The sequence below is a fragment of the Nocardia sp. CC213A genome (assembly GCF_030766805.1).
Taxonomy (GTDB): domain Bacteria; phylum Actinomycetota; class Actinomycetes; order Mycobacteriales; family Mycobacteriaceae; genus Nocardia; species Nocardia otitidiscaviarum.
This window is the reverse complement of record NZ_JASFXA010000004.1, coordinates 23,215-46,769: the sequence shown is the minus strand read 5'-3', so window position 1 is coordinate 46,769 and position 23,555 is coordinate 23,215. Positions and strand designations below refer to the sequence as shown.

Sequence of the window (23,555 nt, the reverse complement as noted above, 5' to 3'; positions counted from 1 at the left end):
CGCCCCGGCTCGACTCGACAACCTGTGTCCCGCCGTGAATCACGGCGGGACACAGGCGTATTCGGCGGGCGGAGAACTCACGGCGCGGTCACCGGATCGGATGCGGGGCCGGTCGTCGTATCCGGTGCGGCCTCCGACGGCTCCGGGACGGTGCGCTCAGCCGCCGGGTTTCGGCGGTCCGATCACCTCGACCGGGCTGGCCGGGGTGCCGCCTTCCTGATGGCTGCGATCCATCATGAGCACGCCCGCGATGGTGCCGCCCAGGGTGGCGGTGACCGCGACGGCGGCGAGCAGTTTGCGTCGGGAGACCGGCTCCTCGGTACCGCGCATGGCGGCGGCCATCGGGGCGAACCGGACACTGCGCACCCGGCGGGCGGAGGGGCGTTCGGCGGCGAGCAGGACCGCGCCGCGAGCGGAGACGAACTCCGGCTCCGGGTCGTAGATGAGCGGTATGTCCAGCTGCTGCTGAAGTTCGTCGCGAATGCTCAGCGTCCGGGTACACCCGCCGAGCAGGGCGATGGCGGTGGGGTGCACCCCGGTCTCGGCGATCATCTGCCGGACGAACGACGCCGAATGGTGGATCCCGGCCTCCGCCAGGTCGGCGAAATCACTGCGGGTGATCACCGCCCGATGTCCGGAGATGGGGTCGCACACCGTCACCACCCGCTCGGTGTCCAGTGCCTCCTTGTAGCGGCGGCTGGAGGGCAGATCCACCCCTACCCCGTTGCGGGCCAGCAGCCAGCGCAGCAGCGCGTCGTGCCCGTCACCGCCCAGCACCGTGCTGCGCTTGCTCGCCAGGATGGCATCGGCGCGGCAGTCGATCTGCGTCACCGTCAGCCCGGACGCGCCCAGGTCGTAGAGCAGCACCGAGCCCTCGGCGGGTAGTCGGCCGGTGAACCGCAGATACCGCAGTTGGGCGACCGGTTCGTCGATCACGGTGAGGCGATTGCGCCCGGCCGCGGCGCGCACCGCCTCCGCCGCCGTGGCGCTGCGGCAGGTGGCGGCGATGCCGGTGATGAACTCGTCGCGGCGCGTGGCCGACTGGCGCATCAGGCGGATCGCCTCGAAAACCGCCTCCTCCAGCGCACCGCCCCCCCGGCGCGGCACGTGCACGCGGTCGATCGGGGGCAGATGCGGCTGGTCGGAATGGGTCAGCATCGCCCGCGCGCCCGAAGCGCCCGCCGATACCCCGAGGACCAGCACCATGGCTCAATGGTGAACCTTTTGCGGCCCGATTCCAAGACAATGGCGCAGGAAAGTGGCTATCCGGATGCTGGAGGGTTACCGGCTGGCCCATCGCGTCGGCGTGTCGCCCGCATCGAAGTCTCCGGCGGCGCGTCGGAATTCTGCCAGCAACTCCAGCAGTTGCCGCAAACGTTCCGGTGACAGGCCCGGTCGGGAGAACACCTCCCGGTTCAGCGCGGCAGTCGCCTCGGCCACCAGTTGCCTTCCGGCATCGGTGATCTCGATCAGGGTCGCCCGCCGATCGCTGGGGTGCGGCACCCGTTTCACCAGGTGGGCCGCTTCCAGCCGGTCGACGGTATTGGTCACCGACGTCGGATGCACCTGGAGCCGGGCGCTGGCCACCGCCATGGGCAGCGCACCCGTCTTGCTGAAACTCAGCAGCATGAGCAGTTCGTAGCGGGAGAAGGTCAGCCCCGAGGGTTTCAGCGCCTCGTCCACCCGGGCCATGACGATCTGCTGTGCCCGCACCAGCGACGTCACCGCCGCCATACCATCCGCGACGTCACCCCATCCGTGCTCGGTCCACTGGCGATGTGCCTCCTCGATGGGATCGAGCGGCAGGGGACGTGGCCGAGACATGCACCGATCATCGCACGAGCGTCCGTTTTCAGTGGACCGGCCGACGGCACCGGGTGTCGGAGGGCGACGGGTCGCATTGCGATCAGCGCGATTCCAACCCTCGCGGAGCTCGGGCCGATGGGGGAGTATCGACGGCGATGCGGGTGTGACCGAGTGGTTAGGTACCGGCCTGCAAAGCCGTTCACGCGGGTTCGAATCCCGCCGCTCGCTCGAATCCGGCCCCCTGCGGTGTACCGCGGGGGGCCGCGACGCTGTCCGGACTCGCCGTTCGGTCGGGGGTGCCGGTTCCCCCGCCCCCGTGAGACGCTAGGTTGGTTAGCCAAACCTCAGGTCAGAGGCGGGAAAGGACAGTCATGACGGCAGGCCGATGGAAACTGCTATCCGGTGCTCTCGCGGCCCTCACGCTGCTCGCGGCCACGGGTTGCTCGAACTCGTCCGAGGACGACAACGAGATTCTGGTCTACAACGCCCAGCACGAATCGCTCACCAAGGAGTGGGCCGAGGCGTTCACCGCGGAGACCGGCATCAAGGTGACCCTGCGCCAGGGCGGTGACACCGACCTGGGCAATCAGCTCGTCGCCGAGGGCGCGGCCTCACCCGCGGATGTCTTCCTCACCGAGAATTCCCCGGCCATGGCCCTGGTCGAGAGCGCCGGGCTGTTCGCCGACCTGGACGCCGAGACCCTCGACGCCGTACCCGCGTCCTACCGGCCCTCCACCGGTACGTGGACCGGTGTCGCCGCCCGCGCCACCGTCTTCGTCTACGACACCGGCAAGTTGGCCGCCGACCAGCTGCCCGCCTCCCTGCTGGACCTCCAGCAGCCGCAGTGGAAGGGCCGCTGGAGCGCGGGCGTATCCGGCGCGGACTTCCAGGCCATCGTGGCCGCCCTGCTGGAGCTGAAGGGTGAGGACGCCACCCGCGCCTGGCTGCGGGGCATGAAGGAGAACGCGATTCCGTCGCAGAACAATGTGGTCACCATGAAGGGCGTCAATGCCGGGCAGTTCGACGGCGGCGTCATCTACCACTACTACTGGTACCGCGACCAGGCCAAGACCAAGGAGAACAGCGGCAATACCGCGCTGCACTACTTCAAGAACCAGGATCCGGGCGCGTTCGTCTCCATTTCCGGGGGTGGCGTGCTGAAGTCGAGCGACAAGCAGGAGCAGGCGCAGCGCTTCATCCGATTCATCGTCTCCCGCGCCGGCCAGGAGGTGCTGCGCGACGGCACCTCCCTGAATTACCCGGTCGCCAGCGATGTGGCCGCCAATCCCGCACTGCCGCCGCTGGATTCGCTCCAGGCCCCGGCGATCGATCCGAGCCGACTGAATGCGAAGAAGGTCACCGAGCTGATGACCGAGGCCGGTCTGCTCTAACCATGACCGTCCGGACCGCTGTAGTCGACCGGCCGGGGCGCGGCTCCCGCCCCGGCCCATTCGTCACGGGCGTCGCGCTGCTGCTGGTGGCGGCGACGTTCGTGCCGCTCGGCTATATCGTCTACACCCTCCTCGAGACCGGACCGCACGAGACGGCCCAGCTCATCTTCCGCGCCCGGGTCGGCGAACTGCTGCGCAACACGGTGAGCCTGGTGGTGCTCACCGTGCCGATCTGCGTGGTGTTGGGCGTCGGCCTGGCCTGGCTCCTGGAGCGCACCGACGTCCCCGGATCCGCTTGGTGGGGGCCGATATTCGCCGCGCCGCTGGCGGTGCCCGCCTTCGTGAACAGCTACGGCTGGGTGAGCGTGTTCCCCGCGCTGCACGGGCTCGGGGCGGGCGTGCTCATCGCCACCCTGTCGTACTTCCCGCTGGTGTACCTCCCGGCCGCCGCCACACTGCGGCGACTCGATCCGGCCGTGGAGGAGTCGGCGCGGGCGCTCGGCTCCGGGCCGGTGGCTGTCTTCGTCCGCATCGTGCTGCCGCAGTTGCGCCTGGCCGTTCTGGGCGGCGGTCTGCTCATCGCCCTGCACCTGCTCGCCGAATACGGCGCGTTCGCCATGGTGCGGTTCGCCACCTTCACCACGGCCATCTTCGAGCAGTACCAGTCCAGTTTCGCCGGGCCCGCGGCGAGCGGCCTGGCCAGCGTGCTGGTGGTGTGCTGCCTGGTGCTGCTGGCGGGTGAGGCGACGGCGCGGGGGCAGGCCCGCTACGCCCGTATCGGCAGCGGCGCACCGCGAGCCGTGCGGCGGGTCCGGTTGGGCGGCACCGCGATTCCGGTGCTCGCGGTGCTGGCCGCGACAGCGGTCGCCGCGCTCGGGGTGCCGCTGTGGACCATACTGCGCTGGCTCGGCAAGGGCGGTGCGGCCGTGTGGGATTGGGCCGATATCGGCGAATCCCTGGGGCAGACGCTCGGATTGGCGGTCGCCGCCGCCGTGATCACCACGCTGTGCGCCTTCCCGGTGGCCTGGATCGCGGTGCGCTCGGACACCGTGTTCGCGCGGCTGATCGAGGGGGCCAACTACATCACCAGTTCGCTGCCGGGCATCGTCATCGCGCTGGCCATGGTGACCGTGACCATTCGCTGGCTGCCGGGCGTCTACCAGACCACCGCCATGGTGCTGGCCGCCTACACCCTCATGTTCCTGCCGCGCGCCCTGGTGAGCGTGCGCGCTGGACTCGCCCAGGTGCCGGTGGGTCTGGAGGAGGTGTCGCGGGCGCTCGGCAAATCCGCCCCCGCCACCTTCTTCCGCGTCACCCTGCGGCTCACCGCCCCCGCGGCCGCGACCTCGGCGGCGCTGGTGTTCGTGGCCGTCGCCACCGAGCTGACCGCCACCCTGCTGCTGGCCCCCATCGGCACCCGGACACTGGCCATGCGGTTCTGGTCGCTGTCGAGCGAACTCGACTACGCCGCCGCCGCACCCTACGCGCTGATCATGATCCTGGTGTCGGTGCCGGTCACCTATCTGCTGTTCACTCAATCAAGGAAGGCGGCCGGAGTATGAGTCGTCTTGTCGTATCCGGGGTGTCGAAGACCTTCGGCCACACCCCGGTGCTCGACGCCATCACCCTCGACGTCGCGAACGGCAGTGCCACCGCGGTGGTCGGTGCTTCCGGCTGCGGGAAGACGACCCTGCTGCGGGTGATCGCCGGATTCGAGTCGCCCGATGCGGGCAGCGTTTCGGTCGGAGCGGAAACCGTTGTGCGCGAAGGTTTCTCGATTCCGCCCAATCGTCGTAATATCGGCTATGTGGCCCAGGACGGTGCGCTGTTCCCGCATCTGACGGTCGGCCAGAACATTGCCTACGGTCTCAACGGCGGGCTGTCGGGTCGCCGTCGCCGCCATCGCGACCGGGTGGTCGAACTCCTCGACATGGTGTCACTGGGCTCCGCCTACGCCGACCGCCGTCCACACGAGCTCTCCGGCGGTCAGCAACAGCGGGTGGCGCTGGCCCGGGCGCTGGCCCGCAAACCCGATGTCATGCTGCTCGACGAGCCGTTCAGTGCCCTTGACACCGGACTGCGCGCCACCACCCGGCAGGCGGTCGCCGACACCCTGCGGGCCGCGGGCATGACCAGCATTCTGGTCACCCACGACCAGGAGGAGGCGCTGTCGTTCGCCGATCAGGTGGCGGTCATGTGTGCCGGGCGGTTCACCCAGGTGGGCTCACCGGAACAGGTGTACGCCGCCCCCGCCGACCTGTTCACAGCCCGCTTCCTCGGCGACTGTGTGCTGCTCGACGGCACCGTCGAAGCAGGTGTCGCCGTGTGCGCGCTCGGCCGCGTGCCCGTGCGATCGGACGTGCCCAGCGGGCCGGTCACCGTGATGACGCGGCCGGAACAACTGGTGGCGCAGGTGGTGTCCGACGACGAACCGGGCACCGGAACGGTGCGCGCGGTGGAATTCCGCGGCGCGGACGTCATGCTCACCATCGCACTGGACGGTGTGGCCGCGCCCATCCAGGTGCGCCGGATCAGCGTCGGCGCTCCGGTGGTGGGGGAGCGGGTGCGGCTCGAAGTGCTCGGCACGGCAGTCGCTTTCGCCGCCGAGTCGGACGCCGCCGTGGCGTCGGCGCCGGCTACCGCCGCGTAATCGCAGTGGCCGCACCGAATTTATGACCGGTGCCGTCACGCCCCCTATATTGACGCGAGAACAGCGGGACCCGCCGATGCGGTCTCGCGCTCGCACGAGGGAGATCCATTGCGCACCACGCTGATCGTCACCGCCGCGGCCGCACTGGCCATGGTTCCGGTATCGGCCGCCGCCGAAGGCCCCGGCGACAACACTCTCCGGGTAAGCGCCGTGCACGCCGCCGATCGGTTCCCCATCGAGGGTGTCACCGCGGACGTGAGCGACTGCCTGGGCGGTCCGGTGCTCGCGACCGTGACCACCGGCGCGAACGGCGCCGGGAGCTTCGGTGTCGCCCCCGGCTGCTACCGGGTGCAGCTCACCTCGACGCCCGCCGGATGCACGCTCGACGGTGAGCCCGCCGTGCAACTCGCCGTGATCCCGGGCATGGTGCAGACCGCGGATTACCGCTTCCGCTGCGCCTGATTCCCCCGAGGGCCTGATCTTACGGCCGTTCGAATTCGGTTGGATGGTTCGGCCGGAATGTTCCGGCCGGATTCGGTCCGAGTGCTCGGCTGTGCCCGTCTGCCCCCGGGCACAATCCGCGCGGGGATTTCTCCCACGTCGCGGCCTCTTCGATCGGACCGGTTGCGCTACTGGATGACCGCGCAGCCGCCGCCGGAGGACAGCGTGCACAGCATGGTCGAGATGGCGCGCAGCAGCGCCTCGAGCGGATTGCTGGGTACGGAAACCGGCGAAACCATCATGGTGTCGGACCTTTCTGTCGTGATGGACAGGTCACGGTTCGTGACCATGGGCTAGACCGCTCGGCGCCACCGTCTTGTTACCAACGTGTGGTCGAGGCGTGCGTGAATCGTGGCTGACCTCACCGGTAAACTCGGCGATGGGCAACATCACGGCAACAGGCCCGGTATTCGGTTCCTGACAGCCCCGGCGACATCCGCTGTCCGTCGCGCGAGAGGCGTTCGCACCACCGATCGGGTAGGTGACGAGATGGGCGTGAAGTTCGTGTTGGCACATCCGGTAGGAGCGGTCCCGATGCCGGACCTGCGCCGGTACGAGTGGACGATCGAGGTGTCGGCCGCCTTCCTCGGCGCGACGGTCGCCGGGCTGCTGCTGATGGCTCCGCTCGATTTCGCCTGGACCAGCTCCGGTCCGTCGCTCCAGGTCGATCTGCTCGTCATGAACGTGCCCCGTGCGGCGGCCGCCGGAGCGGTGCTCGCGGTGGTGGCCGCCGCCCTGGCCGTCTCGCTGGGCGTGCGCGCCGCATGGGTCGCGGCGCTCGGCAGCGCGACGATACTGCTGGTCGACCACCTCCGCGACCCCGCCGCGGCCGCCGCGCTGACCACCGTGAACTATGTCGACTCGCTGTTCGGCGGCATCCTGCTGGGTGCGCTCGCGGTGGCGGCGCTGCGGCGTCCCGCCACCGGGTACGCCTTCCTCACCGGCATCCTGTCGGCGGTCCTCATCGGTGATCTCACCGCGCTGCCCGCCGGTACGGCGTCGTCGCTGGCCGAGTGGGCAGCCACCGATACGCCGCCGGTCTGGCTCATCGCCCTCGCCGTCCTCGCGCTGGCGGCGGGAACGCTGTTGAACCGGCTCGAATCACCATTGGGCAAGCCCGATTACGGTGATCTGCCACTCGGCCCGATCGTCGCGGCGCTGCTGCTCCTCACCTCGCACGTGGTGGCCGCCGAATGGATTGCACGCCAGGCGGATTCGTTCGCCGACAACGTGCTGGCGGTCGCTGTCACCATGATCGTCACCGGGGTCGTGGTGCTGCTGCTGCCCGCTCGCGACGGCGTGCTGGTGTTGCTGGCGGTGGCCGCCGCCAATGTCGGGAGCGCGATCACCGCTGTGCCGCGCCCGGATTGGAGTATGCCCATCCCGCTGCTCGGCGTGGCCGCCGGACTGTGGGCGGGTCGCCGCTGGCCGCGGCCGTGGGCCGGACTGCTGGCCGCCGCGGCGCTCGCTGTCTTCGCGGCCCTGACCGCGGGGCGGACCGCCACCCCGGCGGCGGCGATCCCGATCCTCGGCATCACCGCCCTTGCCCTGATCGTCGGCTACTGCTTCGGCGCGGTCACGCCGAGCGCCGCGCCGAGCACGGTGCTGGCGGTGGTCGTGCTGGTGGTGCCGTGCCTGGTACTCGCCCTGCGCGGCAACAGTTTCGGACGGGTGGCGTACTCGCCGCGCTGGTTCCGCGACCCGGCCGATATCGCCGCGCCCGCTGCGGGCTGGACCGCGCTGGCGATAGTCGGCTGCTGCGGCATCGGCATGTCGGCGGTGTACGCGTTGCGGCCCGAGAGTCGGGTGGTGGCGACGGCGGCCCCGAGTCCACTGAGTCAGCGAGATCGACGGTAGCGTAAGGAAGGACGTAGCGAGTGGCGGCAGCCATATCGGGCCGGGCGCACAACCGCGATACGGCTGAGCGCGCTCGGTCGAACATCGTCCTCGTCGTTCCGGCGCGTTTCCGGTCGGAATTCAGGGCACAGGTGCGGATCTCGGTCGAGGCGATGCCGGGATGACGAGAGGAAACGCGCCGCCGCTCAGCGGCCGAAGCGTGCGTCGACCCAAACCAGTGCGGTGGGGTAAGACGCGTCCAGCACCCCGCGATGATCGACGCCCGGGTAGGTGCGGTACTCGACCGGCAGCCCGGTCAGCCGCTGTTGGGCCACCATGGCGTCGGTGGCCAGCGCCGGTACCGTCGTGTCCGCGCGGCCCTGGAGCACCAGCAGCGGCCGGGTGAAAGTCAGTGTGCTGGGGTCGTTCTCGTCGAGTACGCGGGCCAAGGCGGAGACGTCGCCGCCGGGGTCGAACACCGCACCGGCGGGCAGGCCGCCCCACTGATCGGCACCGCGCAACTGCCCGATGCAGCCGGTATCGGCCAGTGGCAGCATGGCGTCCGCGCGCGGGGCGAGGAATCGTGCCGGATCGATCGGTGCCACCGTCTGCGCACCGCGAATCACCAAGGGCAGGAAGGCCGTTGCCCCGGCCGCGACCTGTCCCAGCGCCGCCGCCGCGCCGACCGTGCTGGCCAGTTGCGACGCCTGCACGCCGATGCCCTGATGCGAGGCGGGAGCCAGCGCCACCGCGCCGAGCAGGTCCAGTTCGGGAGCCCAGGCGGCGGCCTGCGCGTTCGCGAACACCGCCGCCTGACCACCCTGCGAATGCCCCACGGCCACCCACCGGGTGCCGATGGCGGGCTCGATCTGCCTGGCGGCCAACGCCATATCGGCGACCGCCCGCTGCTCGGCCGCACCGATCAGATAACCGTGCGGCCCGGGTGTGCCCAGCCCCTGATAGTCGGTCTGCGCCACCGCGTACCCGGCCGCCACCCAGCGCGCCTGCACCTGCCGCACCAGCGAGGTGTAGTCGCGCGCGGGATAGGCGGGCGAGGTGTCGCGCGACGGCGCACAGCCATCGGCCACCCCGGTGGTGCCGTGCGCCCAGGAGATGAGCGGCCAACCACCCGGCGGTGCGTCACCCGGCGGCACGGCGACGGTGCCCGAGACCGCGACCGGATTGCCGCCCATGTCGATCGACCGGTACAGCACCAGATAGTTCCGCGCCCCGGGCACCCCGGGATCGCCGTCGATCGACCGCATCTGAATCACCGACCCGTGCGGCCCTGCCACCCGATCCTCGGCCGGGGTGTAGAACGCGAGCGGATCCGGATTCTCGCCCACCGCATTACCGCCCGCGAGGGGCGCGTGCAGCGCGGACGCCGCCGCGACCGCCGCCACCAACACCGCCAGCCGTCCCCCGCGCGGGGTCGTCGTGGTGGATGCGATAGCGGACATGCCCGCGAACATACCGTCCAGAACGTCCGTTTCCGCGATGACAAGCCGTAACCATCAGCGACCCTGTCGAGTGTTTCCACCCACAGGTACCGCCACACGGCGGAGCCCGCGGCCTCGGCATGACGGGTAGTTTGGCGGTATGCGGTACACCGACTGGGGGCAGCGGGCCGTTCGGTGGTCGGGAATCCGCAGCGAGACAGTCGATCCGGGCGGCCTGTCGGCACACTGTCTCATGACGGAGGCTGAGCGAGCGCCGTCGGACGCACCGGTCCATCTGCTGGTTCCCAACCCGGCGGGCAGCGCGTCGAACCTGATCGACGTGCTACCGGTGCTGCGCGGGCACGGACGCGTGATCGCGGTCGATCTCCCGGGCTCGATGATCGGGCATACGCGGGCTCGGGGTCGGCGTACCAGAGGACTCGAAGCCGACGCGATCTTCCTGCGGGACCTCACCGACGCGCTCGGTCTCGACAGGGTCGTGGTCCACGGCTGGTCGGCGGGCGGGATGATCGCGCTTCTCTTCGCAGACATCGCCCCCGAACGCGTGGCCGGGCTGGTACTGGCGGCACCCGCCCTGCCCCCGCCGCTCAGCGCGAGTGAGAGCCGGTGGTGGCGGACGATAGGCAGGGCCGGATTGGCGGTGGCGCCTCCGCTCGCCCGAGCCACGCTGCGGCTGTTCGGCAAACGCCTCATCGACCGGAAACGCGAGGTCCTGTCCGACCCGACGGCATCGGGATGGGACCTCGCGGGCGGTGACGGTTCGCGGCTGTCCACCGAGTTCCGCGAACTCGCCGCAGCGGAGCTCGCCACGGCCGGCCCGAACCAACTCGGCCGCGGCATCACCGCCTTCGCGTCGATCACGTCGACCATGTTCGTCCGACGTCACCGCGTACAGGACGCCATGCGGCGCACGTCGGCCCCCACCCTCCTGCTGTGGGGCGACGACGACCGCCTGATCGTGCGCGCGTGGATAGACGACTGGACGGCCCGCCGCCCCGACTGGCAACTGGCGGTGCTCGACACCGTCGGCCACGCGCTGCCGATCGAGGTCCCGGACCGCTACGCCGACGCGGTCGGCACGTGGCAGGAGGAGGCGCTCCGAGATCGGTGACAATTCCTGTCAACCAGGCGCGGAGGAGCTGTGCCACAGGAGCACCGGCGAGCGTGGTGCGCCTAGGCCGATTCTCGCCGAGGCGTGGCTGTGTGCGGCGTGCCACTACCCCGGCTCACGGGTTCGGCCGGGGTGGTGGTTGCGAGTGGGTCGTGCCGCGGTGCGGCTTACTGGCGTAGGTGATCGCCTCGCGTTGTTCCCGGTCGTGGGCCGTGGTGGTCGGTGAGCCATTGCCGGGGGTGGTGGTGCAGGTTCACGCGGGGTGCGCGGGCGGGGTGGATGCGGGTCGGGGGTGCCCAGACGACCCGGCCGGGATACCGGCCGCTGCCGATACCGACACTGCGGCCACCGACACCGAACCCGGCACCGATGCCGCCGATACTGCCGAAGCCGCTCCCGCTGCCGCCGCTCCCGCTGCTGCCAGTGCCACCACTGCCGCTGCCGCCACCACTGCCGCTGCCGCCACCACTGCCGCTACCGCCACCACTGCCGCTACCGCTACCACTGCCGCTACCGCTGCCGCCCCCAGTACCGCTGCCGCCACCGAAACCGCTGCCGCCGCTGCTGGTGCCGGTGTTGGCGAGGCTGGTGCCGCCGATGCTGCCGTTGCGTCCGAGGGTGGCCCAGCCGGTCGGATCCTCGGCGTCCTCGGCGATCTGGGCGTGACAGCGATCGCACACCAGGGTGAGGTTGTCGATATCGGTACGACCACCCCGCAACCACGGGATCATGTGGTGTGCCGCGCACATCGTCGCCGGGGCCTCACACCCCGGACGCGTGCAGCCTCGGTCGGCGGCGATACACGCCAACCGCTGCCACGACGACGCCAACCGATACTTGCCGCGCCCCAGATGCAACGGCAACCCCTGCCCGTCGAACAACATCAACAACGGATAGCTGCCCTCGGCCATGCGCAGGGCGTCGGGGATCGACATCACCGACCCCGACGCCGTGTGCGCGTACCCCGACCCTGCCTGCAGGTCGGTCACGCTCAGGGTCAGGATCACCGAGACCGGCACGCCTCTATGCTGACCCAGCTGTTCGGGTCCGCCTCCCGCCGCGAGGAACGCTTTCAACGCGTCGTGATGGCGTTGCCCGGCAGTGCGCCGGTCCCGCCGCGCCGCCCCCTCCATGGTGTCTTGATCGATCACGCCGGGTCCCATACGGGGGCTGTCGGGGTCCTCGGGGTTACACATGCCCGGACGCGCCCACTTCGCCAAGACCACATCCAGCAGGGCCCGCAGCTGTGGGTCGAGCACACCACGGATCTCGCTCATGCCATCGACCCGCTGCTTACCCACCACCAACTCCCGGCGTCGGGCGCGGTCGTCGTCGTTGGTGAGGACCCCGTCGGGGTCCAGGCAGGTGAGCAGGACGTGTCCGACCTTGGTCACGTACTCCGGCGGCATCTGCGTGGCCGCCTCGGCGAGCTGGCGTTCGGCCTCGGCCTGCCGCGCGACCGGCACCGCGTGGGGGATGCGGTCCATCACCCGCATGATCACCCGCGCGTGCTCCGGCGACACCACCCCCTCGGCCTGCAGGGCCGCCGTCGTCGGTAACAGGGCCGGGGTCGGGTCCCCGCAGAACATGCGGGGCCGCAACAGCATCGACGCCCGCACCCGTGCTCCCGCCTCCGCCGCCGACAGGCGCAACACGTCGATCAGGAACCCGCGCATACCCTTCGCGCCCGCGCGTTGCCACAGATGCCGGTCCTCGACCTCGGCGATCATCCGATGCGACAACGCCGCCATCCGACACCGCACCGACTCCACTTCCCGCATCACAGCCACGAGATCGGAATCCGACAGTCCGGTGAGGTCGGTCGCGAGCAGGGTGTCCATCGCGGCCGACAACCCGGCCGCACTGTCACCACCTGCTATGTCCCCCTCCGGATTCATGCCCCTATTCTATCGTGAATTCTGTTGTGGCAGAACGGTGATAGCCATGTGATATCGACATTTTCAATGTGGTGATCCCATTGGAATTCCGGTGCGTCGTCAATGCTCGATCAGGACGCGTTTCCCGCTGGTCGTCTTCTCCGCGCGGCGGTCGGCGGCGCAATCTCGCCGTCCCAGGCCAGATGGGCCATGCCCTGCGCATATTCGCGCCGCACTATCTCGTGTGTGCGTCCGGGGCTTGGGCGGCGAGCGCGGTAACAGCCTCCTCGTGGGGGACCGATAGACGACGAAATCATTGCGATGATCGAGCGATCCTGCCACCTGGAACTGCACCCATGACCCTCGCCTGCCGAGCGCGAGGGCCTTCGGCCTCCTCCTTCGCATGGTGGCTACGCTGGTGAATCCGACTGCGGTTGTCGGTTCGGCGAACGTTCGGTAATGCCGATGACACGATGCCCGCTCGCCCCAACAGCAGACCGGCTATTCGACAGCTATCCTAGGTTCATCTCGTAATACGCGCGTCCCGGTTCGCGCTGCGTCAGACCGCCCAAGAACGGATGTGTGGATGGAGCGACTGCGAGAGCTGCCTTTCGCCCCGCTATGGGTCATCGCGTCCCTGGCATTCGTGGCGGTATGGGGACTTGGAGCGATGAGTGGATACGCCTGGTTCGGCATTCCTTTTGCGGTGACGATCACGGCCGTCTACGCCGTCGGCGTCTCGAGGGGCCGTAAACGCTTCGGCGGTCGTGAGCGGATGCGCGAGTTCTACCACGCCGTACATGCCCGGCAATTGCCCGTCTTGAGTACGGCTGACGAAGCTACTCGCTGGGGTCAGTGGATCATTGACGAGCGTGACCGCCGCCGCACTGGCCTGGCGCTATCCTGGTTCTTTCTTGCCCTCGCGGCCCTATGCCTGGTCCTCCCGGCACTTCTTACTCTGAAAGCCCCCGATGGCTACACGGGTAGCCTCGGCTTGCCCGCCGCCGGAGTTATCGGCCTTGTGGGCTTCTCCTGGATCCGATTCGCCAACCGACGCGTCCTCGTGGCACTCGATGGGCTGGCCCAGCAGGGAACCGCACGGGGATATGGCAACCGCCTCACCCTCGGTCAGCCGTAATCGACTGGCGAATGCACGGTACTGCCGCATACAGCGCTGGCGGAACCGGCTAGAGCGTCCGGCCGACTGCGAGACCGGCCACAGTTCGAGACATCCATTGCTGACACCAATTGCAGCGCACGGCTTCGTACCTGCGGCGTATCTTTTCCGTCAGTCAGCACATCGGGAACGCCGGTGCTGATCGCATGAACACCTCTTCCTTCTCGGTGAAGAAAGGTGGCAGTCCTCTCCGGAGTTCCTGAGCACGCTGTGTGGCGGGATCCGCGAGGACCGCTGACTGAACGCGTTCGTAGGCTTCCCGGTTGTCGTACTGCCACACCGCCACGACCCGGCTGTCGTCGGTTTCCCATCGGCCGACCAATCGCGCACCATGACGCAGCTGGACCGGCAGCAGGTGAGTCTGGAAGAAATCGTGGAAGACCGCTAGGTTCTCGTTCACTGCCTGATAGATCCGCATCCGATAGATCACGTGCACGCCCCCTGTTCGAACCTTGCCACCAATGTACCGAGCGTTCCCACAAACGCACTGACCTTCCGCGACCCGCACGGTTGAAGCGAACTGGCGCCTGTCCTGCGGCCAATTTCTCGGCGTCAACCTTGAGCAACGCCGTTATCCCGTGCTTGGCCAACGTTTCCATCACTGCGGGGCGAATCCGCCGATCAGTCCTCCTCCGGTTCGCACACGAACGCACGATAGTGCCGCTGGTCGCGCGACTCGGACCGGCCAGCATCAGGCACCGAACGCGCCCGGACACCGGTACGCGGCATTTCCAGGGGCAGCGCGCAGGATGATTGTTATGACCGGACAACCCCTCGTCATGCCTTTCGATGAGCTGCGCATGACGTTTGAGATCGCGATTACCCACGTCGAGGCTGTGGCGAGCGCGCAGTCGGCAACACTTGATCACGACCACTCTGGTCGATTCCGCCTGATGAGCTGTACGACGTCTACCGCACCCCTGCGGGATCTGCTTGCCGACGAGGACCGAGCGGTCGGCTACCACCTCGTGCGGCTCGCCGATGTCCTGCGAGCCATCGGCCAGACCGTTCCTGAACGTCCGCTTTGCCGCTGACCGCTCGATGCGGGGCAGCCGCGGTGCCGCCGATACACGTGTTGGACGACGCAGATCCACCACGCAACGAGATGGTGTGAGTGTCGTCCGACTCTTTCGATGCGGACCGCAATCGAGTCGCTAGCCTCGTCCGGTGACCTGCGAATTCGAGAGTGAGATGGTCGATCGAGATGAGGCGATCGAGCTCATGGACCGTTCCGACGGTACCTGGGTGCGGCTGTGGCACCGCGCCGTTCCACACAGCGACGAGGTCGTAGCGGTGTGCGTGGAGTTGGCTGCTGATGGGATGGTGGCGTCAATGCATGGACTCATCCTCGATTACGTCGCTGGTCGCTCACTCCCAGGATTCATCAGCAGCTTGGAGCGGGATTTCGCTGGCTGGCAGGGGATCCGGACGTGGAGGAGCATGGACCACGAGCTGCGGATCGAGGCGCGACACCTGTCCTTGGGACATGTTCGGCTGGACTGGAGCCTGAGCCGTCAGTTGAGCGAATCCCTTTCCTGGGCCGCGACGGTTGTGACTTACCTGGAAGCTGGTGAGCAGTTGCGACAGTTCGCAGCTGCCATCCATCGATTCGTTCTGCTCGACGACGCCGAACACCGGAGGTAGCGCACATTCGCTCATGCCGCTGATCGCGCTGCTTCATCCGGTCGCGGTGAGCCACCGGAGATCGCATCCTTGGTACGTGGGCTTGGATGGCCTGGTAGCGATCGAACTGTCGGAGGATGAGCGAGAGGTGCTGCGCCGCGGTCTGAGCGAATGGGGTGGTCCGGCGCACTGCACCGACGCGCTCGCGGTCGCGATGGGGTTCGAGTCTGTGGCGGACCTGTTCGGGCAGGGGCGGCAGTTGGGTTCGCGGGTGATCTCGAACGAGCCGTTGAGCGCTCCGGATTGGCGGCGGGCGCTGGTCGCGACCGAGTTCGTGTTCGCCAGCGATGTCTTCGGCTCCGGACAGGACTGGTCGATCACCACCGGGTTCTCGGATGAGCAGACGATCCGCATACTTCGGGGGCTTCAACGGAAGATCGGCCGCGCGCTGCGTCGGACAGTGTGAGGCGTGCCTGCGTGGAGCGTCCTCTTCAGGCTCGCAGGGCGCGATTCGACTCGGCTGCCGACGCCTCGTCCGAATGCGGCACGAAAAAGGCCCCTGACCGGCAATGTGCTGGTCAGGGGCCTGATCTCGATGTGCCCTCGGCAGGAATCGAACCTGCGGCCTTTTGCTCCGGAGGCAAACGCTCTATCCCCTGAGCTACGAGGGCGGGGATATGTCCGGGCGGGTGTTCCGCTCGGGCTGGGAAAGCCTATCGCATTGGTTGCCTCTCGGCCAAAAACCGGTGCGGACCGGGCGTTTCGCGACTGCCCGGTCCACGGCTCGGGCTCAGGGGTAGGGGAGGGGAGTCGCGCCGCGGGCGGCGAGCATCTGGGTCATGAGGGTGACCTCGCCCGACTGGGTGCGGGCCATCTTCTCGGCGAGATCGCGGACTCCGGCGGTCTCGGCGCGTTCGACGGCGTAGTCGGTCATCGGCACGCCGCCCAGATGGTGGCGCAGCATGAGCTGGAGGAACAGGATGTCCTGGGCGGTGCCGGTGGCTTGCCGGAGCGCGACCAGATCGTCCTGGGAAGCCATGCCGGGCATGGTCGGTACCGGGCCGGTGTGCTCCGGTGCGGCGGCTTCGCCGCCGTGGCCGTGCGAGGAGCCCGGCTCGGCCATCCAGCCCATGTATCCGCCGGTCGGCAGCAGCGGCTCGCCCCACAGTTGCAGCCAGGCGTGCATGCGGCCCAGCTGATTCTGCTGGCTGGTGAGGATGTCGTAGGCCAGGCTCTTGATGGCCGGATCGTCGGAACCCGCCAGCGCGACCCCGGCCATCTCGACCGCCTGCGCGTGATGCACCGACATGTCCTGGCTGAAGCCGATGTCCACGGCGTTCGGATTCGGCTCCGAGCTGCCGTCCAGGGGAATCCGCGCGAACACGCCCAGGGCGAAGCCGATCAGCAGCACCCCGATCACGCCCAGCACGACCAGCGCGGGCCGCTGGCTCGGGCGGGCAGTGGCGGGGGATTCGGCGGGCTGGTCGTCGGCCGACTCGTGGGGATCGCTGTGTGACAACAAGGGCGGCATCACTGTCCCGGCGCGGGCTGCTGCCCGTCCTCGGGTGCGGCGGGCTGTTCACCCGTGGGCACGTCGGTCGGCGCGGGAATGTTCTCGATGCCCTCCGGCAGACCGGACAGGCCTTCCAGCCCCTCCAACCCCGGGATGCCCTGCAATCCACCGCCCAGCTCGGTGGGATCGGTCATGGAACCCTGCGTCGCACCCTTGCCGTTCATGTCGACCGCGTTCGGGCCCGGCGGCGTCGGATCGAAGGCGGGCGGATTCACGGTGTCGAAGGTCGGGTTGGCGCAGCTGGCGCCCACCTCCGGATAGGTGTTCTCGTTCAGGCGCAGATCCTTGATGAACCGGTCCACCCGGGCATCGTCGACCTTGTCCACCTTCAGCTGATGCCCCCACGCCTGTAGCGAGATCGGCGCTTCCAGTCCGGGGTAGGGCGACATGAGCATGTACGGCTGTCCGTCGACCTTCGCCTTCAGCGTGTCGATGGTCCCGGCGTCCACGCTGTCCGGGTTGTAGGTGATCCACACCGCACCGTGTTCGAGCGAATGCACCGCGTTCTCGGTGCGAATGGCCTTGTCGTACACCACACCGGTGCAGGCCGCCCACGAACTGTCGTGCGGTCCACCGAATGGCGGGGCCTGGTCGTAGGCCACCCGCTGGGCCGAGGACACGTGCTGACCCGCCGGGTAGTCCTTCTTGGCCACGCCGTCGATGTAGGCGGACGGATTCTTCAGCTCCTCCTGCGCGTGGTACTTCGGCACCAGGTACGCGGCGAGCGCGCCGACGAGTGCGATGATCACCACCGCGGCCCCGATGGTCGGCCACGGGATGTTGCGCTTGGTCGGCAACTTCCCGCTCTTGCCTCCCTTCCGCGGCGACGTGGAGGATTTGCTCGCGGCCTTGATGGCTTTCGCCGACTTGGCGCTGGTCCTGCTCGGCATCGCTGTTGTGCTCTTTTCGACGTGTGGACAATCAGACGGGGTGGCGACGCGTCGGCGCCCCGTGTGCCGGGCGCGTGCCCGCGAGGTGCCCGCTGACGGCGTTCACCTGCTCAGACCATAGGATAGTGACTCGTGACTCCAGCTGACCTTGCAGATCTCCTTCGTGCGACCGCGGCGAAGGTCCTTGTCGAACGTGGATCCGACCCTGCGGTCCTGCCCGACGAGGTCAAGGTGGAGCGTCCGCGTAACCCTGAGCACGGTGACTATGCCACGAATCTGGCCATGCAGGTAGGGAAGAAAGCGGGCTTGAATCCGCGGGATTTCGCGAACCTGCTGGCCGAGGCGCTGTCGGCGGCCGAGGGCATCGAGTCCGCGGAGATCGCCGGGCCTGGCTTCCTGAACATCCGGCTGGCCAAGGCCGCCCAGGGCGCGATCATCACCACCATCCTGGCGGCGGGTGAGAGCTTCGGCACAGCCGACACCCTCGCGGGCACCAAGATCAACCTGGAATTCGTCTCCGCCAACCCCACTGGACCGGTACACCTCGGCGGCACCCGCTGGGCGGCGGTGGGCGACGCCTTGGGGCGCATCCTGGCGGCGCAGGGCGCGCAGGTTACCCGCGAGTACTACTTCAACGACCACGGCGCGCAGATCGACCGCTTCGCCAAGTCGCTGGTCGCCGCCGCGCTCGGCGAACCCACCCCCGAGGACGGCTACGCCGGGGCCTACATCGGCGAGATCGCCGCCACCATCGTGGCCGCGCATCCCACCGCCGTCGAACTGCCCGCCGAGCAGCGGCACGAGCTGTTCCGGCGCGAGGGCGTCGAGCTGATGTTCGCGCAGATCAAGCAGTCGCTGCACGACTTCGGCACCGACTTCGACGTGTACTTCAACGAGAGCTCGCTGTTCGAGTCCGGCGCGGTGGACGCGGCGCTGGAGCGAATGAAGTCCTCGGGCAACCTGTACGAGAAGGACGGCGCCTGGTGGATCAACTCCACCGAGTTCGGTGACGACAAGGACCGCGTCGTCATCAAGAGCGACGGCAAGTCGGCCTACATCGGCGGCGATATCGCCTACCTGGAGAACAAGCTGTCGCGCGGCTTCGACCTGTGCATCTACATGCTCGGGGCCGACCACCACGGCTACATCGGCCGCCTCAAGGCCGTCGCCTCGACCCTCGGCGAGAACCCCGATGTGGTCGAGGTGCTCATCGGCCAGATGGTGAACCTGCTCAAAGACGGTGCCGCCGTGAAGATGTCGAAGCGGGCGGGCACCGTGGTCACGCTGGAGGACCTGGTCGACGCCATCGGCGTGGACGCCGCCCGCTACTCGCTCATGCGGTCGTCGGTGAATACCAGCATCGATATCGACATCAACCTGTGGACCAAACAGGACAGCGTCAACCCGGTGTACTACGTGCAGTACGCGCACGCCCGCACCTGCCGCATCATCGACAATGCCAAGGCATTCGACTTCGATTCGGTGACACCGGACTTCGGCCTCATGTCGGCCGAGCGCGAGGGCGAGCTGATCCGCACCCTCGGCGAGTACCCGCGCGTGGTGGCCACCGCCGCCGAGATGCGCGAACCGCACCGGGTGGTGCGCTACCTGGAGGAGCTCGCCGGGGCCTACCACCCCTTCCAGTCCGACGACGACATGCGCGTGCTGCCCAAGGGCGACGAGCCCGTCTCGCCGCGCCACGCCGCCCGCCTCGAGCTGGTCAAAGCCACCAACCAAGTTCTCGCCAACGGCCTCGGCCTGCTAGGCGTATCTGCCCCGGAGCGTATGTAGATGAGTGCCCACCCCGCCGGACCCCGCCACGCCGACATCCCGCACGCGCCGAACCTGCCCGAGCGCCCCACCGCGGCCCGGCAGCTGATCGAGCTGCCCGCGAATGTGTGGCCCCGCAACGCCACTCGCGACGCCGACGGCGTGGTGCGGCTGGCGGGCGTGCCCGTGCACGAGCTGGCCGCCGAATTCGGCACCCCGCTGTTCGTCGTCGACGAGGACGACTTCCGATCCCGCTGCCGCGATATGGTGCGCGCCTTCGGCGACAACGCCAAGGTGCACTACGCCTCCAAGGCGTTCCTGTGCGGTGAGATCGCGCGCTGGATTCGCGACGAGGGCCTGTCGCTGGACGTGTGCTCCGGCGGCGAACTCGCGGTGGCGCTGCGCGCCGGCTTCCCGGCCGAGCGAATCGCCTTGCACGGCAACAACAAGTCCGTGCCCGAACTGGAGGCGGCGGTGCGCGCCGGGGTCGGCCACGTGGTGCTGGACTCGCTCATCGAGATCGAGCGCCTCGAGGCGGTGGCCAAGAGTGCGGGCGTGGTGCAGGACGTGCTGGTGCGCCTCACCGTGGGTGTGGAAGCCCATACCCACGAATACATCTCGACCGCGCACGAGGACCAGAAGTTCGGCTTCTCGGTCGCCAGCGGCGACGCCATGCAGGCCATCGCCCGCGTCTTCGAGTCGTCGCACCTGCGCATGGTCGGCCTGCACAGCCACATCGGCTCGCAGATCTTCGATATCGACGGCTTCGAGATCTCCACAAGGCGCATGCTCGGGGTGCTGCGCGAGGCCGTGGACAAGTTCGGGGCCGACCGCGCCGCGCAGATCAGCATTCTGGATCTCGGTGGCGGCCTGGGTATCTCGTACCTGCCGCACGACGATCCGCCCGCGCTGGACGAGTTCGCCGCCAAGCTGGACCACATCGTCACCGAGGAGGCGGCGCACGCCGGGCTGCCCAAGCCGACCATCGCGGTCGAACCGGGCCGGGCCATCGCCGGACCGGGCACCGTGACGCTCTACGAGGTCGGCACCATCAAGGACGTCACCCTCGACGGGGGCAACCGCCGCCGCTACGTCTCGGTGGACGGCGGCATGAGCGACAACATCCGTCCCGCGCTGTATCAGGCCGAGTACGACTGCCGATTGGTCTCGCGTGCCAGCGATTCCGCCGCCGTCGTGGCTCGTGTGGTCGGAAAGCATTGCGAGAGTGGGGATATCGTCATTCGCGATACCTGGATGCCCGCCGACGTGGGTCCGGGCGATCTCATCGCGGTGGCCGCGACGGGCGCGTACTGCTATTCGATGTCGAGTCGCTACAACATGCTCACCCGGCCCGCCGTGGTGGCGGTGCGGGACGGCGAGGCGCGCTTGATTCTCCGCCGGGAGACGGTGGAGGACCTACTCAGTTTGGAGGTGAACGCATGACAGAGGTGGCTAACAACGCTGCGAGAAACGGCGTGTGGGGGACGGACCACCCGATCGGTGTCGCGGTGCTCGGCATGGGCACGGTCGGCACCGAGGTCGTGCGTATTCTGCGCGATCACGCCGACGACATCTGCAACCGCGTCGGCGCCCCCGTGGTGCTGCGCGGGGTGTCCGTGCGCGACCTCGGCAAGGACCGCGGCCTGCCCGCCGAACTGCTGACCACCGACTCGGAGGCCCTGGTCACCCGCGACGACGTCGATATCGTGGTCGAGCTCATGGGCGGCATCGACCCCGCTCGTGCGCTGATCAAACAGGCCCTGGACGCGGGCAAGTCGGTGATCACCGCCAACAAGGCCCTGCTCGCCGACTACACCGGCGAACTGGCCGCCGCGGCCGAGAACAGCCGCGCCGACCTGTACTTCGAGGCCGCCGTCGCCGGTGCCATCCCGGTGATGCGCCCGCTCATCCAGTCGCTGTCCGGTGACCGGGTGAACCGCGTGGTGGGCATCGTCAACGGCACCACCAACTTCATCCTCTCCGCCATGGCCGAGACCGGCGCGGACTACCACGACGTGCTCGCCGAGGCCACCCGCCTGGGCTACGCCGAGGCCGATCCGACCGCCGACGTGGAGGGCTACGACGCCGCGGCCAAGGCCGCCATCCTCGCGTCGGTGGCCTTCCACACCCGGGTGACCTCCGCCGACGTCTATCGCGAGGGCATCTCCAAGATCACCGCCGAGGATCTGGAGACCGCCGCCGCCGTCGGCTGCACCGTGAAGCTGCTCGCCATCTGCGAGCGCGTGGTGGAGGGTCCGGAAGACGGCGGCAAGGAGAGCGTCTCGGTGCGCGTCTACCCGGCCCTCATCCCGCGCAAGCACCCCCTGGCAGCGGTGAACGAGGCGTTCAACGCCGTGGTGGTGGAGGCCGAGAACGCCGGCCGCCTGATGTTCTACGGTCAGGGCGCGGGCGGCGCTCCCACCGCCTCGGCGGTCATGGGCGATCTGGTGATGGCGGCGCGCAACAAGTTCTTCGGTGGCCGCGCGCCCGGCGAATCGGTTTATGCTGAGCTGCCGATCGCACCGATCGGCGACACCCCCACCCGCTACCACGTGAACCTGCAGGTCGCCGACCGCACCGGCGTTCTCGAGGCGGTGGCGGGTGAATTCGCCAAACACGGCGTCAGCATCTCGACGGTCCGCCAGGAGGGACACGACGAGGGCGCGCGCCTGGTCGTGGTGACCCACCACGCGCAGGAGTCCGCGCTGGCCGATACCGTTGCCGCGTTGGCCGAACTGGACTCCGTCACGTCCGTGACCAGTGTTCTGAGATTGGAAGGCACCGAGGAATGAGTACGACCGCGCGGGTCCCCGTGCACACTCCGTGGCCCGGTCTGATCGACGCGTACCGGGATCGGCTCCCGGTGCCCGCCGACTGGGAGGCGGTCACGCTGTTCGAGGGCGGCACCCCGCTGGTGCCCGCGCACCACCTTTCGCAGCTGACCGGCTGCGAGGTGTACCTCAAGGTCGAGGGCCTCAACCCGACCGGTTCCTTCAAGGACCGCGGCATGACCATGGCCATGACCGACGCCAAGTACTCCGGCAAGAAGGCCGTGCTCTGCGCCTCCACCGGCAACACCTCGGCCTCGGCCGCCGCCTACGCCACCCGGGCGGGCCTGCGCTGCGCGGTGCTCATTCCGCAAGGCAAGATCGCCATGGGCAAGCTGGCCCAGGCGGTCATGCTGGGCGCGGACATCATCCAGATCGCGGGCAACTTCGACGACTGCCTGGAGCTGGCCCGCAAGGTAACCTCCGACTTCCCCGAGGTCGGCCTGGTGAACTCGGTCAACCCGGCCCGCATCGAGGGCCAGAAGACCGCCGCCTTCGAGATCGTCGACGCGCTCGGCAAGGCCCCCGATGTGCACGCGCTGCCGGTGGGCAACGCGGGCAACATCACCGCCTACTGGAAGGGCTACAGCGAGTACCACGCCGACGGCATCATCGCCGCCCGCCCGCGCATGCTGGGCGTGCAGGCCGCCGGGGCCGCGCCGCTGGTGAACGGGGCTCCGGTGAGCGATCCGGAGACGGTCGCCACCGCCATCCGGATCGGCGCGCCCGCCTCCTGGAACGGCGCGATGAACGCCAAGGAGGAGTCCGGCGGCGCGTTCCGCGCGGCCACCGACGAGGAGATCCTGGCGGCGTACCGCCTGGTCGCCGCCACCGAGGGGGTCTTCGTGGAGCCCGCGTCCGCCGCCTCCGTGGCCGGCCTGCTGGCCGCCCGCAAGGAGGGCTGGCTGGACGCCGGACTGACCGTGGTGTGCACGGTCACCGGCAACGGCCTCAAGGACCCCGACAATGCCCTCAGGGGCATGCCGGAGGTCACACCGATCGCGGTCGACCCGGTTGCGGTGGCCCACGAACTCGAGCTGGCCTGAGTTGAGTTCGCGCGAA

At 68.8% G+C, this 23,555-nt stretch carries 21 protein-coding genes and 2 tRNA genes; 15 read left to right on the top strand and 8 right to left on the bottom strand.

Annotated features, from left to right (window positions below):
- Positions 1-156: 156 nt before the first annotated feature.
- Positions 157-1,206, bottom strand: coding sequence for a hypothetical protein (locus QJS31_RS08675; RefSeq protein WP_282778908.1), 1,050 nt, complete (start codon positions 1,204-1,206; stop codon positions 157-159).
- Between the two features lie 75 nt (positions 1,207-1,281).
- On the bottom strand, positions 1,282-1,824 hold the full coding sequence (locus QJS31_RS08670; protein ID WP_029925780.1) for a MarR family winged helix-turn-helix transcriptional regulator: 543 nt from the start codon (positions 1,822-1,824) through the stop codon (positions 1,282-1,284).
- A 139-nt stretch (positions 1,825-1,963) separates the two neighbouring features.
- Between QJS31_RS08670 and QJS31_RS08665 the strand changes: the two genes are divergently transcribed.
- The 6 genes from QJS31_RS08665 to QJS31_RS08640 all read left to right on the top strand — a co-directional run bounded on the left by QJS31_RS08665 (position 1,964) and on the right by QJS31_RS08640 (position 8,205).
- Positions 1,964-2,034: transfer RNA gene (locus tag QJS31_RS08665), tRNA-Cys, on the top strand.
- A gap of 143 nt (positions 2,035-2,177) precedes the next feature.
- Positions 2,178-3,197 carry an iron ABC transporter substrate-binding protein gene (locus tag QJS31_RS08660; protein WP_282778910.1) on the top strand — a complete coding sequence of 340 codons (1,020 nt, stop codon included), beginning with the start codon at positions 2,178-2,180 and terminating at the stop codon, positions 3,195-3,197.
- A gap of 2 nt (positions 3,198-3,199) precedes the next feature.
- Positions 3,200-4,759, top strand: a complete 1,560-nt coding sequence (locus QJS31_RS08655; protein WP_282778912.1) for an iron ABC transporter permease — start codon at positions 3,200-3,202, stop codon at positions 4,757-4,759.
- On the top strand, positions 4,756-5,847 hold the full coding sequence (locus QJS31_RS08650; RefSeq protein ID WP_282778914.1) for an ABC transporter ATP-binding protein: 1,092 nt from the start codon (positions 4,756-4,758) through the stop codon (positions 5,845-5,847). The genes QJS31_RS08655 and QJS31_RS08650 overlap by 4 nt, the downstream gene beginning before the upstream one ends.
- 108 nt (positions 5,848-5,955) lie before the next feature.
- Entirely contained in the window at positions 5,956-6,309 is a 354-nt protein-coding gene (locus QJS31_RS08645) for a prealbumin-like fold domain-containing protein (protein WP_195119748.1), read from the top strand.
- 573 nt (positions 6,310-6,882) lie between these two features.
- Complete coding sequence (locus QJS31_RS08640) at positions 6,883-8,205, top strand: hypothetical protein (protein ID WP_306356393.1); 1,323 nt, start codon at positions 6,883-6,885, stop codon at positions 8,203-8,205.
- Between the two features lie 185 nt (positions 8,206-8,390).
- Here the strand turns inward: QJS31_RS08640 and QJS31_RS08635 are convergent, their stop codons facing one another.
- Positions 8,391-9,644, bottom strand: a complete 1,254-nt coding sequence (locus QJS31_RS08635; RefSeq protein ID WP_306356392.1) for a S9 family peptidase — start codon at positions 9,642-9,644, stop codon at positions 8,391-8,393.
- A gap of 232 nt (positions 9,645-9,876) precedes the next feature.
- On the opposite strand from QJS31_RS08635, the gene QJS31_RS08630 reads away from it, so the two are divergent.
- Positions 9,877-10,755, top strand: a complete 879-nt coding sequence (locus QJS31_RS08630; RefSeq protein ID WP_282778923.1) for an alpha/beta fold hydrolase — start codon at positions 9,877-9,879, stop codon at positions 10,753-10,755.
- Positions 10,756-10,922: 167 nt separating this feature from the next.
- On the opposite strand, the gene QJS31_RS08625 is transcribed toward QJS31_RS08630, so the two are convergent.
- A complete protein-coding gene (locus QJS31_RS08625; RefSeq protein WP_306356391.1) occupies positions 10,923-12,653 on the bottom strand; it encodes an HNH endonuclease signature motif containing protein in 1,731 nt (576 codons plus the stop codon).
- 565 nt (positions 12,654-13,218) lie between these two features.
- Between QJS31_RS08625 and QJS31_RS08620 the strand changes: the two genes are divergently transcribed.
- On the top strand, positions 13,219-13,770 hold the full coding sequence (locus QJS31_RS08620; protein ID WP_306356390.1) for a hypothetical protein: 552 nt from the start codon (positions 13,219-13,221) through the stop codon (positions 13,768-13,770).
- A gap of 154 nt (positions 13,771-13,924) precedes the next feature.
- Here QJS31_RS08620 and QJS31_RS08615 read toward each other — a convergent pair whose 3' ends face one another.
- Positions 13,925-14,239, bottom strand: a complete 315-nt coding sequence (locus QJS31_RS08615) for an NIPSNAP family protein (RefSeq protein WP_306356389.1) — start codon at positions 14,237-14,239, stop codon at positions 13,925-13,927.
- Positions 14,240-14,567: 328 nt separating this feature from the next.
- Here QJS31_RS08615 and QJS31_RS08610 point away from each other — a divergent pair, with 328 nt between their 5' ends.
- The 3 genes from QJS31_RS08610 to QJS31_RS08600 all read left to right on the top strand — a co-directional run bounded on the left by QJS31_RS08610 (position 14,568) and on the right by QJS31_RS08600 (position 15,898).
- A complete protein-coding gene (locus QJS31_RS08610; protein ID WP_306356388.1) occupies positions 14,568-14,843 on the top strand; it encodes a hypothetical protein in 276 nt (91 codons plus the stop codon).
- Positions 14,844-14,976: 133 nt separating this feature from the next.
- Positions 14,977-15,453, top strand: a complete 477-nt coding sequence (locus tag QJS31_RS08605) for a DUF6228 family protein (protein ID WP_306356387.1) — start codon at positions 14,977-14,979, stop codon at positions 15,451-15,453.
- 13 nt (positions 15,454-15,466) lie between these two features.
- The gene (locus QJS31_RS08600; protein ID WP_306356386.1) at positions 15,467-15,898 is read left to right on the top strand and encodes a hypothetical protein; all 432 of its coding nucleotides are present in this window, start codon (positions 15,467-15,469) and stop codon (positions 15,896-15,898) included.
- Positions 15,899-16,030: 132 nt separating this feature from the next.
- On the opposite strand, the gene QJS31_RS08595 is transcribed toward QJS31_RS08600, so the two are convergent.
- The 3 genes from QJS31_RS08595 to QJS31_RS08585 all read right to left on the bottom strand — a co-directional run bounded on the left by QJS31_RS08595 (position 16,031) and on the right by QJS31_RS08585 (position 17,895).
- Positions 16,031-16,103, bottom strand: a tRNA-Arg gene (locus tag QJS31_RS08595).
- Positions 16,104-16,222: 119 nt separating this feature from the next.
- On the bottom strand, positions 16,223-16,954 hold the full coding sequence (locus QJS31_RS08590) for a DUF305 domain-containing protein (RefSeq protein ID WP_282778379.1): 732 nt from the start codon (positions 16,952-16,954) through the stop codon (positions 16,223-16,225).
- A gap of 8 nt (positions 16,955-16,962) precedes the next feature.
- Positions 16,963-17,895, bottom strand: a complete 933-nt coding sequence (locus QJS31_RS08585; protein WP_306356385.1) for a DUF3105 domain-containing protein — start codon at positions 17,893-17,895, stop codon at positions 16,963-16,965.
- Positions 17,896-18,027: 132 nt separating this feature from the next.
- Between QJS31_RS08585 and argS the strand changes: the two genes are divergently transcribed.
- Genes argS through thrC form a run of 4 tightly spaced genes read left to right on the top strand, consistent with a single transcriptional unit; the run spans position 18,028 to position 23,539 of the window.
- Complete coding sequence (gene argS / locus QJS31_RS08580; protein WP_282778375.1) at positions 18,028-19,686, top strand: arginine--tRNA ligase; 1,659 nt, start codon at positions 18,028-18,030, stop codon at positions 19,684-19,686.
- On the top strand, positions 19,687-21,108 hold the full coding sequence (gene lysA, locus QJS31_RS08575) for a diaminopimelate decarboxylase (RefSeq protein WP_306356384.1): 1,422 nt from the start codon (positions 19,687-19,689) through the stop codon (positions 21,106-21,108). It abuts the gene before it with no gap.
- Complete coding sequence (locus QJS31_RS08570; RefSeq protein ID WP_306356383.1) at positions 21,105-22,457, top strand: homoserine dehydrogenase; 1,353 nt, start codon at positions 21,105-21,107, stop codon at positions 22,455-22,457. Before lysA ends, QJS31_RS08570 begins: the two co-directional genes overlap by 4 nt.
- The gene (thrC, locus tag QJS31_RS08565; protein WP_282778369.1) at positions 22,454-23,539 is read left to right on the top strand and encodes a threonine synthase; all 1,086 of its coding nucleotides are present in this window, start codon (positions 22,454-22,456) and stop codon (positions 23,537-23,539) included. Before QJS31_RS08570 ends, thrC begins: the two co-directional genes overlap by 4 nt.
- The last annotated feature ends 16 nt before the right edge of the window (positions 23,540-23,555 follow it).